We start from the raw sequence: 14,076 nt of genomic DNA, 5'->3' as shown, positions 1-14,076 counted from the left end.
CGTCCGCCCCGCTCACAGCTTGCCGCCCCGCCCGCCCGAACGCCGGGGCGGCGCGATCAGCGTCGACAGATACGGCAACGGCTCCCCGTCCAGCTCCGCCGCGGGCCGCACCGACTCCTCCGGCAGCCCCAGAGCGGACCCCCACACCGCGTCGTCGAGCCGCCCGGTCTCCCGCAACGCGTCGGCGACCTCCCCGGCCTGCCGCCCGAACTTGTACGCGACGACCGTGCCGGGCCCGGCAAGGGCCTCCCTGAGCACGGCGGCCCCGGCGGTGACCGGCACCAGCGTGAGCGGCTCGGTCCCCTCGGTCAGCACGGCCCCGGACCGGGCGGCGAGATCCTGCATGGCGGTGATCCCCGGCACGGTCTCCACGACCACGCCCGGCACGAGCTCACCGACGGTCAGCGCGAGATACGTGAACGTCGAGTAGACGTTGGGATCGCCGATGGTCGCGAACGCCACGGTGCCGCCCTCCCGCAGCATCCCGGCGACCCGCTCACCGGCCGCGTCCCAGGCCGCCTCCCGCCGCGCCCGGTCGGTCCGCTCGTTCAGCGCGAACACCACCCGGACCACCTTCTCGGCGGGCACGTAGTGCAGCACGGTCGCCTCGGCCCGCCCCCGCTCACCCGTGTCCATCACGGGGACGACGACGACATCGGCGGCCCGCAGCGCGTTGACCCCCTTGACGGTCACCAGCTCCGGGTCCCCGGGCCCGACGCCCACCCCGATCAGCCTGCTGCTCATGACGTCCGGCACCTCTCCACGAACCGACGGGCGACACCGGGCGCCGACGCCCAGTGCGTGTGCAGATAACTGGCGTGCACGCCGCCTACGACGAACCCCTCGACCCGCCGCACGGGCGCACGCAGCCCCCACGCGGGCGAGCTCCCGGCCCCCGGCTCGACGACCGTCCGATGGAACTCGTGCCCCCGCATCCGCGTCCCGGCCGGCGCCAGCACGCTGTCGCCGACGGCCACGGCATCCCGGTACCCGAGCGTCAGCCGCTCCGACATCCGGGCGGAGGCGTCCAGGACGCCGCACATGGGCATCCCGTCCAACTCCCGGCACAGATACAGCAGCCCGGCACACTCGGCGGCGACGGGCGCGCCACGCGCGGCGAGTTCGGCGATCCGCTTGCGCAGGGCTTCGTTGGCGGACAGCTCGGAGGCGTACACCTCGGGAAACCCACCCCCGATCACGACCCCGGAGGTCCCCTCGGGCAGTTCCTCGTCCCGCAACGGATCAAAGGTGACGACGTGGGCGCCGGCGGCGGCCAGCAGCTCGGCATGCTCGGCATAGGAAAAGGTGAACGCGGCCCCACCGGCAACGGCGACAACCGGCTCACGCGTCTTCTGCGGACGGCCCCCCAGGTCCGCACCCCCCAGCCCGTCCGGCGTTTGAGGACGAGGCCCGAAGGGCCGATGGGGGTCTGGGGGCGAAGCCCCCGGGGACGATGGGGGTCCCCCCGCTCGAGCGAAGCCGAGAGTGGGGGAGGGAAGGGGCGGCGGGGGCGAGCAAACCAACGCCTCACCCGCATCCCACCCCGCTCCCGCCAACGGCCCCGCACTCCGCGCCAGCGCGACCAACGCGGACAGATCACACCCACCATCCACCTGCGCGGCCATCGCGGAAACCGCCTCGACAGCCACACCGCTCCGCTCGGCCACCGGCACCAGCCCCAGATGCCGAGACGGCGTCTCCACCTGAGCGGCCCGCCGCAGAACCCCCATCACCGGTACCCCGACGGAGTCCAACGCCTCCCGCAACAACTCCTCGTGCCGGTCCGAGGCCACCTTGTTCAGGATCACGCCCCCGACCCGCACCTCCGGATCCCAGCTCACGAACCCGTGCACCAACGCCGCCACCGACCGAGCCTGCGCCGACGCGTCGACCACCAGCACCACCGGCGCCCGCAGCAACTTCGCCACCTGCGCGGTCGACGCCAGCTCCCCCTCCCCGGCGGCCCCGTCGAACAGCCCCATCACGCCCTCGACGACGGCGATGTCACACCCCCGCGCGCCGTGCGCGAACAACGGAGCCACCAGCTCGGCCCCGCACAGATACGCGTCGAGATTCCGCCCGACCCGCCCCGTGGCGAGCGCGTGATACCCGGGATCGATGTAGTCCGGCCCCACCTTGTGCGGCGACACGGCCATCCCGCGCCGGGACAACGCGGCCATCAGCCCCGTGGCCACGGTGGTCTTCCCGCTCCCCGACGAGGGCGCGGCGATCACCAACCGAGGGACGGAGCGACCGGAGCCCGCGGACCCCACGGAGCCCGCCGCCCCCGTCACCACTCGATCCCCCTCTGCCCCTTCTGCCCGACGTCCATCGGATGCTTCACCTTGGACATGTCGGTCACCAGATCGGCGAAGTCCACCAGCTCCGCGGGCGCGTTGCGCCCCGTGATCACCACATGCTGGGTGCCCGGCCGCTCCCGCAGCACGGACACCACCTCGGCGGTGTCCACCCACCCCCAGTGCATCGGGTAGGCGAACTCGTCCAGCACGTACAGCTTGTACGTCTCGGCGGCCAGGTCCCGCTTGACCTGCTCCCAGCCCTCGCGGGCCTTCTCCTCGTTGCTGAGGTTGTCCCCCTGCAGTTCGCGCTGCACCCAGGACCAGCCCTCGCCCATCTTGTGCCAGGCGACGGACCCGCCCTCACCGGAGTCCCCGAGCACCCGCAGCGCCCGCTCCTCGCCGACCTTCCACTTCGCCGACTTGACGAACTGGAACACCCCGATCGGCCACCCCTGGTTCCAGGCGCGCAACGCCAGCCCGAACGCCGCCGTCGACTTGCCCTTCCCGACGCCCGTGTGCACGACGACCAGCGGACGGTTCCGCCGCTGCCGCGTCGTCAGCCCGTCGTCCGGCACGACACTCGGCTGCCCCTTCGGCATTACGCGGCCCTCCTCTGCACGTCCTTCACCAGTCCGGCGATGCTGTCCGCCCGCAGCTCGTCCAGGGTCACGGCGGTCCCGCCCAGCTCCCCGGCGAGCTGCCCGGCGAGCCCCAGCCGTACCGGCCCCGACTCACAGTCCACGACCACCGACGCGATGCCCTCGGCCGCGAACAGCCGCGCCGCACGCGACGCCAGCGCCACCGGCTCAGGACCACCGGTCGCCCGCCCGTCCGTCACCACGACCACCAGCGCCCGCCGTGCGGGGTCCCGGAGCCGCTCCACCCGCAGCACGTCGTGCGCCTTGAGCAGTCCGGCCGCCAGCGGGGTACGCCCTCCGGTCGGCAGCGACTCGAGACGGGCCGCCGCCGCGTCCACCGACGAGGTGGGCGGCAGCGCCACATCGGCCGCCGACCCCCGGAAGGTCACCAGACCCACCTTGTCCCGCCGCTGATAGGCGTCCAGCAGCAGCGACAGCACCGCGCCCTTCACAGCACTCATCCGCTGCCGCGCCGCCATGGACCCGGAGGCGTCCACGACGAACAGCACCAGGTTGCCCTCGCGGCCCTCCCGGGCCGCCTGCCGCAGATCGTCCCGGCGCACGACCAGCCCACGCCCCGAGCGCCCCCGCGCCCGCTGATGCGGAGCCGCCGCCTGCACGGTCGCCGCCAGGTGCAGCTTGGTCAGGGCGCCCCGGGGCCGGTGCGCCCCGGTGGTGCGCCCGTGCTCGGTCCGTGCCCGCGACCGCCGCCCGGCGGCGCCCTCACCGATGCCGGGGACGCTCAGCACCTTGGTGCGGAAGGGCTCCGCGGCCCGCACGGGGGACTGCTCCCCGCCGCCACCGGGGGCGGGCGCTCCCTCACCCTCCTCGGGCCGGGCGCCGGCCCCGTCGCCCGCCGGCCCCTCGTCCGGCTCCGGCTGTCCACCGCCCCCACCCGGACCACCGGGACCACCGCCGTCCCCGTCCGGGTCGGGGTCGTGGTCCGGGTCGTCGTCCCCGGAGAACTCCTCGAGCGTCTGGTCGAGCTTGTCCTCGTCCAGACCGGGCGCGTCGAACGGATTGCGCCGCCGCCGGTGCGGCAGCGCGAGCAGCGCGGCCTGCCGGACGTCCTCGGCGAGCACGTCCGTCCGCCCCGCCCAGGCGGCCAGCGCGGTCGCGGTACGCGCCATCACGATGTCGGCCCGCATGCCGTCCACCTCGAACGCGGCGCACGTCGCCGCGATCTGCCGCAGCGCCCCGTCCCCGAGCCGCACCGACGGCAGCAACTGCCGCGCCGCGACGATCCGCTGCCGTACGGCGGCCTCCTCGTCGGCCCACCGCGCGGTGAACCCGGCCGGGTCGTCGTCGTACGCGAGCCGCCGCCGTACGACCTCCACCCGCTGGTCGGGTTCGCGTGAGGCGGCGACCTCGACGGTCAGGCCGAAGCGGTCCAGCAACTGCGGCCGCAGCTCGCCCTCTTCGGGGTTCATGGTGCCGACGAGCAGGAACCGCGCCGCGTGCCGCACCGACACGCCCTCGCGCTCGACGTACGAGGCACCCATCGCCGCCGCGTCCAGCAGCAGGTCGACCAGGTGGTCATGGAGCAGATTGACCTCGTCGACGTACAGAATGCCCCGGTGCGCGGCGGCCAGCAGCCCCGGCTCGAACGCCTTCACGCCCTCCGCCAGCGCCCGCTCGATGTCGAGCGCGCCGACCAGCCGGTCCTCGGAGGCGCCGACGGGCAGCTCCACCATCCGCGCGGGCCGCGAAGCGCCTCCGCCCCCGCCCTCGTGCGGCCCGTCCGGGCACCCCGGGTCGGGCGACAGGGGCTCGCAGGAGAACCGGCAACCCGGCACCACCGCGACCTCCGGCAGCAGCGAGGTCAGCGCACGCACCGCCGTGGACTTGGCGGTGCCCTTCTCGCCGCGCACCAGCACACCGCCGACGGACGGCGAGACCGCGTTCAGCAGCAGCGCGAGCCGCAGATCGTCCTGACCGACAACGGCCGTGAAAGGAAAGGGGGTGGTCACTGGTCGTCGCCCTCCGAGTCGCCTTCGAGGTCGCCCTCGAGTTCCAGGTAGGTGGCGCGCAGCCGCTCGAGCGTGTCGGCGTCCGGCTGGTCCCACAGCCCGCGGTCCGCCGCCTCCAGCAAGCGTTCCGTGATGCCGCGCAGCGCCCAGGGGTTGGACTTCTTCATGAAGTCGCGGTTCTCCGGGTCGAACACGTACTCCGCGCTGAGCTTCTCGTACATCCAGTCGTCCACGACCCCGGCCGTGGCGTCGTACCCGAAGAGGTAGTCCACGGTGGCCGCCATCTCGAAGGCGCCCTTGTAGCCGTGCCTCCGCATCGCGGCCATCCAGCGCGGGTTGACCACCCGAGCCCGGAACACGCGGTGCGTCTCCTCGCCCAGCGTCCGCGTCCTCACCTGGTCCGGTGTCGCCGAGTCACCCACGTACGCCTCGGGGCTGGCGCCCGTCAGGTGCCGGACCATGGCGACCATGCCGCCGTGGTACTGGAAGTAGTCGTCCGCGTCGACGAGATCGTGCTCACGCGTGTCGACATTCTTCGCGGCCACCGCGATCCGCCGGAACGCCGTCTCCATGTCGCCGCGCGCCGCGCGCCCGTCGAGCCCGCGCCCGTAGGCGTAGCCGCCCCACACCGCGTACACCTCGGCGAGGTCCGCGTCCGACCGCCAGTTCCGCGCGTCGATCAGCGGCAGCAGCCCGGCGCCGTACGCCCCCGGCTTGGAGCCGAAGATGCGGGCCGTGGCCCGCCGCCGGTCGCCGTGTTCCGCCGCGTCCTCCTCCACATGCGCCCGTACGTAGTTGGACCCGGCCGGCTCGTCCAGCTCCGCCACCGCCCGTACCGCGTCGTCGATCAGCCCCACCACGTGCGGGAACGCGTCCCGGAAGAAGCCGGAGATGCGGACCGTGACGTCGATGCGAGGGCGGCCCAGCTCCTCCAGGCCGACCACCTCGAACCCGGTCACGCGCCGCGACGCGTCGTCCCACACCGGACGGCAGCCGAGCAGCGCCAGGATCTCGGCGATGTCGTCACCCTGCGTCCGCATCGCCGACGTGCCCCACACCGTCAGGCCGACGGACTTCGGATACTCACCCGTGTCCGCCAGGTAGCGCTGCACCAGCGAGTCGGCGAGCGACTGCCCGACCTCCCAACTCAGCCGCGACGGGATCGCCTTGGGGTCGACCGAGTAGAAGTTCCGGCCGGTCGGCAGCACGTTGACCAGTCCACGCGTGGGTGATCCGGACGGTCCCGCCGGGACGTATCCGCCGTCCAGCGCCCGCAGGATGTGCCCGATCTCGTCCGTCGTCCGGGCCAGGCGCGGTACGACCTCCGTGCAGGCGAACTGCAACACCGCCACGGCGTCCGGGAGTTCGGTCCCCAGCACCTCCCGCACCAGGCCCGCCACGCTCCCGGCAGCCCAGTCCCGCTGCTCCATGCCCTCCGCGAGCCGTCGGCACAGCTGCTCCAGCAGGTCGATCGCGTCCGCCGCCGACCGCGCCGGGCCGTCCACCAGATCCGTCAGCTCCACCGGCGCCTTCACCGGCGCGCCCGGCTCGGCCAGCAACTCCTTCTCCGCCAGCCCGAAGTGCTCGGCCAGCGCCGCCCTGAGCCCCGGCAGCGCGTTCGCCTGCCCGCCCCACACCTGCGAGGCGCGCAGCACGGCGAGCACCAGGTTCACGCGCGGCTCGCCGACCGGGCCGCCGCCGAGGACGTGCAGTCCGTCGCGGATCTGCACATCCTTGATCTCGCACAGGTAGCCGTCGATGTGCATGACGAACTCGTCGAACGCGTCGTCGTCCGGCTGGTCGTCCACGTGCAGGTCGTGGTGCAGCTCGGCGGCCTTCACCAGCGTCCAGATCTGCGCACGGACGGCCGGCGCCTTCGCCGGGTCCAGGTCGCTGACCAGCGCGTACTCGTCGAGCAGCTGTTCCAGCTTCGCCAGGTCGCCGTAGGTGTCGGCCCGCGCCATCGGCGGCACCAGGTGGTCGACCACCGTCGCGTGCCCGCGCCGCTTCGCCTGGGTGCCCTCACCGGGGTCGTTGACGATGAACGGGTAGACCAGCGGCAGGTCGCCCAGCACCGCGTCCGGCGCGCACCCGGCGCTCAGCCCGAGGCCCTTGCCGGGCAGCCACTCCATCGTGCCGTGCTTGCCCATGTGCACGACCGCGTCCGCGCCGAAAGTGTTCTCCAGCCAGCGGTAGGCGGCCAGGTAGTGGTGCGAGGGCGGCATGTCGGGGTCGTGGTAGATCGCGATGGGGTTCTCGCCGAAGCCGCGCGGCGGCTGGATCATCACGACGACGTTCCCGAACTGGAGGGACGCCAGCACGATGTCGTCCCCGTCGACGTACAGCGAGCCCGGCGGCTCACCCCACGCCTGCGTCATCGCCTCCTTGAGCTCCGGGTCGAGCGTCTCGAACCAGGCCCGGTAGTCGGCCAGCGGCACCCGCGCGGGCGCGGCGGCCAGCTGCTCCTCCGTCAGCCACTCCACGTCGTGCCCGCCGGCGGAGATCAGCCGGTGGATCAGCTCGTCGCCCTCGGCAGGGTGTCCCTCGACCACGTACCCGGCGTCCCGCAGCGCGTCCAGGACGCGCACCGCCGAGGCGGGCGTGTCCAGCCCCACCGCGTTGCCGACGCGCGAGTGCTTCGTCGGGTACGCGGTGAAGACCAGGGCCAGCTTCTTCTCCGCGTTCGGCTTGTGCCGCAGCGCCGCGTGCCGTACGGCGATCCCGGCGACGCGCGCGGCCCGCTCGGGGTCGGCGACGTACACCGGCACCTCGTCGGGGCCCTGCTCCTTGAAGGAGAACGGGACGGTGATCAGCCGCCCGTCGAACTCCGGGATCGCGACCTGCATCGCCGCGTCCATGGGGGAGAGGGCCGCGTCGGACTCCTCCCAGGCCGCCCGTGAGGTGGTGAGGCACAGCCCTTGCAGCACCGGCACGTTCAGCTCGGCGAGCGCGCCGACGTCCCAGGCCTCCTCCTCGCCGCCCGCCGACGCCTGCGAGGCGTGGCTGCCGCCGGCCGCCAGCACCGTGGCGACCAGCGCGTCCGCCCGCCCCAGCAGCTCGTACAGCTTCGGGTCCGCGCCGCGCAGCGAACCGCAGTACACGGGCAGCGCGTTGGCGCCCCGCGCCTCGATCGCGTCGCACAGCGTGTCCACGAAGGCGGTGTTGCCGCTGAGTTCGTGCGCGCGGTAGAAGAGCACGCCGACCGTCGGGCGGCCCTCCACGAGGTCCCGGGAGCCGTGGACGCCGAACTCCGGCATCGTGCGCGGCTGTTCGAACCCCTCGCCGGTCAGCAGCACGGTGTCCGACAGGAACCGCGCCAGCTCCGCGAGGTTCTCCGGGCCGCCCTCGACGAGGTACCGCAGCGCCTCGGCCACCACGCCCGCCGGGACGCTCGACTCGGCCATCAGCTCCGCGTCCGGCACGCTCTCCCCGCCGAGCAGCACCGTGGGGATGCCGGACGCCTTCAGCGCGGCAAGACCGTCCTCCCAGGCGCGCTTGCCGCCGAGCAGCCGTACGACGGCGAGGTCCGCGCCGTCGAGCAGCGCGGGCAGTTCCTCCGCGACGTCCACGCGGGTGGGGTTGCCGATGCGGTAGCCGGCGCCGGAGGCCCGGGCCGCCAGCAGGTCCGTGTCGGCGGTCGACAACAACAACACTGTGCTCATGCGGGCGCTCCCGGTGGGATGAAGGGCAGTCCTGTCGGCGCGCCGGACTCGATGAGCCGCCACAGCGCGTCCGTGTCCGCGTGCTGTTCGATCAGGTCGCCGAGCCGGTCGAGCTGCTCCTCGCGCAGCGCGGCGAAGGAGGTGTCGGGGGCCGGCACGAAGCGGCGGCCCGCGGCCCGCGCCACCTCGCGCAGGAAGGCCCGCCGGAAGGCGTCCGACTCCAGCGAGCCGTGCCAGTGGGTGCCCCAGGTCTGTCCGACCCGGCACCCGTCCAGGAAGGGTTCGCCGCCGAGGACCTCGGCGACCCCGTGATGGATCTCGTACCCCTCGACGGGCTCACCGAGGGCTTCGCCCGACGGACGCGTGAGGGTCTTCTCCCGCGCGAACCGCACCCGTACGGGCAGCACGCCGAGCCCGTCGACCCGTCCCCGCCGGCTCTCGACGTCGTCCTCGATGTGCTCGCCGAGCACCTGGAAGCCGCCGCAGATCCCCAGCACGGGCCGCCCCTCGGCCGCCCGCCGCCGCAGCGCGTCCGCCAGCCCGCGCTCCCGCAGCCACTCCAGCGCCTTCACGGTCCCGCGCGTCCCCGGTACGACCACGAGGTCGGCGTCGGCCAGTTCCTCGGGGCGGTCCACGAACCGCACCACGACGCCCGGTTCGGCGGCGAGCGCGTCCACGTCGGTGAAGTTGGACATCAGCGGCACCGCGCACACGGCGACCCGCAGCACGTCCTCGCCGACCGGAGCCGCGACCACGGACTCCCGCACGGTGCCCCGCAGCGACACCCTGAGTCCGTCCTCCTCGTCGATGCCGAGCCCGTGCCGGAACGGCAGCACGCCGTACGTGCGCCGCCCGGTCAGGCCGTGCAGCATGTCCAGGCCCGGCTCCAGGAGCGAGACGTCGCCGCGGAACTTGTTCACCAGGAACCCGGCGACCAGTGCCTGGTCCTCGGGGGAGAGCAGCGCGACGGTGCCGAAGAAGGACGCGAAGACGCCGCCCCGGTCGATGTCGCCGACGACGAGGACCGGCAGGCCCGCGTTGCGTGCGACGCCCATGTTCACGATGTCGGTGCGCCGCAGATTGATCTCGGCCGGGCTGCCGGCCCCCTCGCAGATCACTGCGTCATACGTGCCCCGCAGCCGCTCCAGACAGTCGAGGACCGTGCCGAGCAGTTGTTCCTGCCGTCCGCCGTGGTAGCCGCGGGCGCTCATCTCGCCGACCGGGCGGCCCATCAGCACCACCTGGCTGGATCGCTCGCCGCCCGGCTTCAGCAGCACCGGGTTCATCAGCGCGGTCGGCTCGACGCGGCACGCCTGGGCCTGCATGGCCTGCGCCCGGCCGATCTCGGCGCCCTCCCGCGTCACGAACGAGTTCAGCGACATGTTCTGCGCCTTGAACGGCGCGACCTTCACGCCCTGGCGCACCAGCCACCGGCAGATCCCGGCGGTGACCACGCTCTTGCCGGCGTCCGAGGTGGTCCCGGCGACCAGCAGTCCGCCACCGCTCACGTCGCACGTCCCTTCAGCACGCGCCGCGCCGCCACACCGGCCGCCAGCGCCAGCCAGCCGACGCGCCGTGACAGGCGCACCGCCCGGTCGATGTCGGAGACGGCGACGGGGCGTCCGCCGCCGTTGAGGACGGGCCGGTGCTCGACCCGGCCGCCGTAGGAGAGGGGCCCGCCGAGCCGTACGCCGAGCGCGCCCGCGAAGGACGCCTCGACGGGACCGGCGTTGGGGCTGGGGTGCTTCGCCGCGTCCGCGCGCCACGCCCGTACGGCGCCGCGCGGGTCGGGCCCGGTGAGCGCGGCGAGGACGGCCGTCAGGCGTGCCCCCGGCCAGCCGGCGACGTCGTCGAGGCGGGCGGACGCCCAGCCGTAGCGGCGGTAGCGGGGCGACCTGTGACCCACCATCGCGTCCAGGGTGTTGACGGCCCGGAAGCCCACCAGACCCGGCACCCCGGCGACCGCGCCCCACACCAGGGCGCCCACCACGGCGTCGGAGGTGTTCTCGGCGACGGACTCCACCACGGCGCGGGCGATCCCGTCGGCGTCCAGGGCCTGCGGGTCACGCCCGCACAGGTGCGGCAGCCGCTCCCGGGCGGCCTCGACGTCCCCGGCCTCCAGCGCCCGCGCGATGACGCGGGCCTCGCGGGCCAGCGAGGTCCCGCCGACGACGGCCCAGGTGGCGACGCCGGTCAGGGCCGTGGAGGCGGCGGGGGAGGAGCGTACGAGACGGGAGGCGAGGGCGGCCGACGCGACGGCTCCGCCGACGCACACGGCGGTGTGCACGGCTCCGCGGCCCCGGTCGTCGCGCCACAGCACCCGCTCCACGGCGGCCGCGGCCCGCCCGAAAGCGGCGACCGGATGCCCACGGCGCGGATCGCCGAGCAGCAGGTCGCCGAGGAGGCCGGCGGCGGCGCCGTACGCGAACACGCGATCGGCACCCATGGGTCAGCCGGTGACGGATCCGGAGGGAACGGCCCCGAAGGGGGGTGGGGTGTCGCTGGTCGACCTCGGCAGGCTGCCGCGCATGGCGATATGTCCTCACTCAGGGTGTCCGCGCCCTGGTTCGACGAGACCGGCGGCGAGAGTTCCTGGCTCCCGGGGGTGGTGACCCCGGTGACAGTGGCGGGACCGCGCCGGATTCGCACCGGCTTCCTCTCCTGCCGCCGTAATGGCGGAGGCAGTCCACCATGCCCCCGGAAGGGCCGTCAACTTGCCGTTGACCTGCGGGGCTGAAGTGTGCCGAGGCCCACAGAGGGGCTCACGTGGGTGACGGCCGTGCACGCCGTGACCGGCCGGCGGGGGCGCGGACACGGCGAAGGGCGGGACGGGAGCCGCTGCTCCTGCCCCGCCCGCTCACGCGTGCGGCCCGGTGGTCAGGCCATGATCAGGTAGATGCCGTAGCCCACCGCCGCCGCGCACGCGGCGAAGCAGGCGTAGGCGCCGGTGACCGCGAGGCCCGCGGACCGGCCCTCGGCGGTCGCCCGCTCGCGGCGGGACAGACCGGAGATGCCGAGGGTGAACAGGGCCACCAGGGCCACGGTGACCACGAGGCTGACGCCGAACACGGAGCCGAGGGCCGCCCAGTCGATCTTCATGCTGCTTCTTCCTTCGTGCCGGACGCGGTCAGACGGTCGTCGAGGCGGCCGACGGGGCCTGCGGGTCGGCGCCGACCGGCGCGGGGATGGTGGCGGAGAGCTCCTCGGCGGCGGGGCCGGCCGGCGGCGGGGTCACGGCGGCGATCGCCTGGGTGACCACACCGGCGGGCTCCTCGGAGGCCTCGGGGGTGTCGTGCTCGTTGACGTTGGTGTGGTCGACGACCTCGCGCCGGGAGATCTTCCAGATGGCCGCGCTGGAGGCGACCAGGAAGACGGCCACCACGGCCGTGCCCCAGCTCCCGAAGCCGCACACCCACTCGGCGAGGGCCGCGACCAGGGCGGCGGCCGGCAGGGTCAGGCCCCAGGCGACGAACATCCGGGTGGCCGTGGACCAGCGGACCACGCCGCCCTTGCGGCCGAGGCCGGCGCCCATCACGGAACCGGACACGGAGTGCGTCGTGGAGAGGGAGAAGCCCAGGTGCGAGGAGGCCAGGATGACCGTCGCGGCGCTGGTCTGGGCGGCGAAGCCCTGCTGCGGCTGGAGGTCGGTCAGGCCCTTGCCCATGGTGCGGATGATGCGCCAGCCGCCCAGGTAGGTGCCCAGCGCGATGGCGAGACCCGCGGAGAGGATGACCCACACCGGCGGGTCGGAGTCGGGGGCGACGGCGCCGCCCGCGACCAGGGCGAGGGTGATGATGCCCATCGTCTTCTGGGCGTCGTTGGTGCCGTGGGCCAGGGAGACCAGGCCGGCCGAGGCGATCTGCCCGGCACGGTAGCCCTTCTCGGAGGCCTTGGTGTCGGCGTCGCGGCCCAGGCGGTAGGTGAGCCGGGTGGCGAGCATCGCGGCGATGCCGGCCACCAGCGGGGCGGCGATCGCGGGGAGCAGGACCTTGGTGACGAGCACGTCGCCGTGCACCGCGCCGAAGCCGGCGGAGGCGACCGTCGCGCCGATCAGACCGCCCATGAGGGCGTGCGACGAGCTGGAGGGCAGGCCGACCAGCCACGTGAGGAGATTCCAGAGGATCGCGCCGACCAACGCGGCGAAGATGACCTCGGGACGGATGCCGGCCTCGTCGACGAGGCCCTTGGAGATCGTGTTGGCGACCTCCACCGAGAGGAATGCGCCGACAAGGTTCAGCACGGCGGACATGGCCACCGCGACCTTGGGCTTGAGTGCACCGGTCGAAATGGTCGTTGCCATCGCGTTGGCGGTGTCGTGGAAACCGTTCGTGAAATCGAACGCGAGTGCGGTTACCACCACAATCGCGAGGATCAGCGAGAAGCTTTCCATTTACCCAGGCAATCGTTCGAGGTCATTGGCTGGTCGAACGTAAGTAACCAGGGTGAACGGAAGATGAACTGGAACGGGCATCGCGGTGACCGTAAGAGGGGGTGTGTGCTCCGCCGTCCAGCCCAGGCCGCCAGGGCTCCTGGCAGGATCTCCACATGGCCGAACGACACAGGACCGGACAGGAAGCGGAGGGCGCCGTGCGTGGCGTCCCGGGCACGCGCGGTGAGCGCTCCGCGGGGGTGGACGAGCGGGTGGACGAGGCGGTGGCGCGCGCCTGGGAGGAACTGGTCGCGACGGCCCGCCGCACCGTCGCCGACGGCCTGGTCGTCGGCACCTCCGGGAACGTCTCCGTACGGGTCGGCGACACCGTCCTCGTGACGCCCACGGGCGTCCCCTACGACCGGCTGACCCCGGCCGACGTGACGGGGGTGGACCTCACAGGCCGGCAGGTGATCGGCACGCTGGTCCCCACCAGCGAGCTGCCCCTGCACCTGGCCGTCCACCGCACGACCGACGCGCGTGCCGTCGTCCACACCCACGCCGTGCACGCCACCGCCGTCTCCACCCTCGTCGACGAGCTGCCGGCGATCCACTACATGACCGCCGCCCTCGGCGGCCCCGTCCGCGTGGCCCGCTACGCCGCCTACGGCACGCAGGAACTGGCCGAGAACGCCCTGCGCGCCCTCGACCACCGCACCGGCTGCCTGATGCGCAACCACGGCACCCTCACCCACGGCGCCACCCTCGACCAGGCGTACGACCGCACGGCCCAGCTGGAGTGGATGTGCCGGGTGTGGCTCACCGCCTCCTCGGTCCCGGGCCTGACCCCGACCCTGCTCACCCCGGACCAGCTCGCGGAGGCGGGCGAACGGCTGAGGGGCTACGGGCAATAGGCCCGTCCACCGCCTCCGGCCCGTCCACCGCCTCCGGCCTGTTCAGCCCCCCGGCCCCCTCCGCCCCTTCCAGCCCGTCCGGCCCTTCCAGCCCCTCCGCCCCTTCCAGCCCGTCCGGCCCTTCCAGCCCCTCCGCCCCTTCCAGCCCGTCCGGCCCTTCCAGCCCGTCCGGCGTTTGAGGACGAGGGGGGTCCGGGGGCGCAGCCCCCGGGGACGGGACGGG

The 14,076-nt window shown here is 73.8% G+C and carries 10 protein-coding genes and 1 riboswitch; of the genes, 1 reads left to right on the top strand and 9 read right to left on the bottom strand.

The genetic code is table 11. The annotated features are described in order from the left end of the window. Window positions 1–12: 12 nt before the first annotated feature. The 9 genes from cobI to ACFOSY_RS27740 form a co-directional block, all read right to left on the bottom strand. A complete protein-coding gene (gene cobI, locus ACFOSY_RS27780; protein WP_394311847.1) occupies window positions 13–744 on the bottom strand; it encodes a precorrin-2 C(20)-methyltransferase in 732 nt (243 codons plus the stop codon). Then, entirely contained in the window at window positions 741–2,273 is a 1,533-nt protein-coding gene (locus ACFOSY_RS27775; protein WP_394312069.1) for a cobyrinate a,c-diamide synthase, read from the bottom strand. Before ACFOSY_RS27775 ends, cobI begins: the two co-directional genes overlap by 4 nt. Before the next feature lie 17 nt (window positions 2,274–2,290). Then, window positions 2,291–2,899: a cob(I)yrinic acid a,c-diamide adenosyltransferase gene (gene cobO / locus ACFOSY_RS27770; protein ID WP_394311844.1), complete on the bottom strand. Its 609-nt coding sequence runs from the start codon at window positions 2,897–2,899 to the stop codon at window positions 2,291–2,293. Further along, window positions 2,899–4,908 carry a putative cobaltochelatase gene (locus ACFOSY_RS27765; protein WP_394311842.1) on the bottom strand — a complete coding sequence of 670 codons (2,010 nt, stop codon included), beginning with the start codon at window positions 4,906–4,908 and terminating at the stop codon, window positions 2,899–2,901. Before ACFOSY_RS27765 ends, cobO begins: the two co-directional genes overlap by 1 nt. Beyond that, window positions 4,905–8,570, bottom strand: coding sequence for a cobaltochelatase subunit CobN (cobN, locus tag ACFOSY_RS27760; RefSeq protein ID WP_394311840.1), 3,666 nt, complete (start codon window positions 8,568–8,570; stop codon window positions 4,905–4,907). Before cobN ends, ACFOSY_RS27765 begins: the two co-directional genes overlap by 4 nt. Beyond that, window positions 8,567–10,078, bottom strand: a complete 1,512-nt coding sequence (locus ACFOSY_RS27755; RefSeq protein ID WP_394311838.1) for a cobyric acid synthase — start codon at window positions 10,076–10,078, stop codon at window positions 8,567–8,569. Before ACFOSY_RS27755 ends, cobN begins: the two co-directional genes overlap by 4 nt. Then, window positions 10,075–11,016, bottom strand: coding sequence for a cobalamin biosynthesis protein (locus ACFOSY_RS27750; RefSeq protein WP_394311836.1), 942 nt, complete (start codon window positions 11,014–11,016; stop codon window positions 10,075–10,077). The genes ACFOSY_RS27755 and ACFOSY_RS27750 overlap by 4 nt, the downstream gene beginning before the upstream one ends. A gap of 118 nt (window positions 11,017–11,134) precedes the next feature. Beyond that, window positions 11,135–11,254, bottom strand: a riboswitch (cobalamin riboswitch). Between the two features lie 193 nt (window positions 11,255–11,447). After that, complete coding sequence (locus ACFOSY_RS27745; protein ID WP_006132671.1) at window positions 11,448–11,669, bottom strand: hypothetical protein; 222 nt, start codon at window positions 11,667–11,669, stop codon at window positions 11,448–11,450. Window positions 11,670–11,697: 28 nt separating this feature from the next. Continuing rightward, entirely contained in the window at window positions 11,698–12,960 is a 1,263-nt protein-coding gene (locus ACFOSY_RS27740; protein WP_394311833.1) for an inorganic phosphate transporter, read from the bottom strand. Window positions 12,961–13,115: 155 nt separating this feature from the next. On the opposite strand from ACFOSY_RS27740, the gene ACFOSY_RS27735 reads away from it, so the two are divergent. Continuing rightward, window positions 13,116–13,853, top strand: a complete 738-nt coding sequence (locus tag ACFOSY_RS27735) for a class II aldolase/adducin family protein (RefSeq protein WP_394311831.1) — start codon at window positions 13,116–13,118, stop codon at window positions 13,851–13,853. Window positions 13,854–14,076: the final 223 nt, after the last annotated feature.

The organism is Streptomyces lusitanus, assembly GCF_042647945.1.
Taxonomy (GTDB): Bacteria; Actinomycetota; Actinomycetes; order Streptomycetales; family Streptomycetaceae; genus Streptomyces; species Streptomyces pseudogriseolus.
Note: the sequence above shows the minus strand (reverse complement) of the source record. Positions and strands in the feature narration are given on the sequence as shown.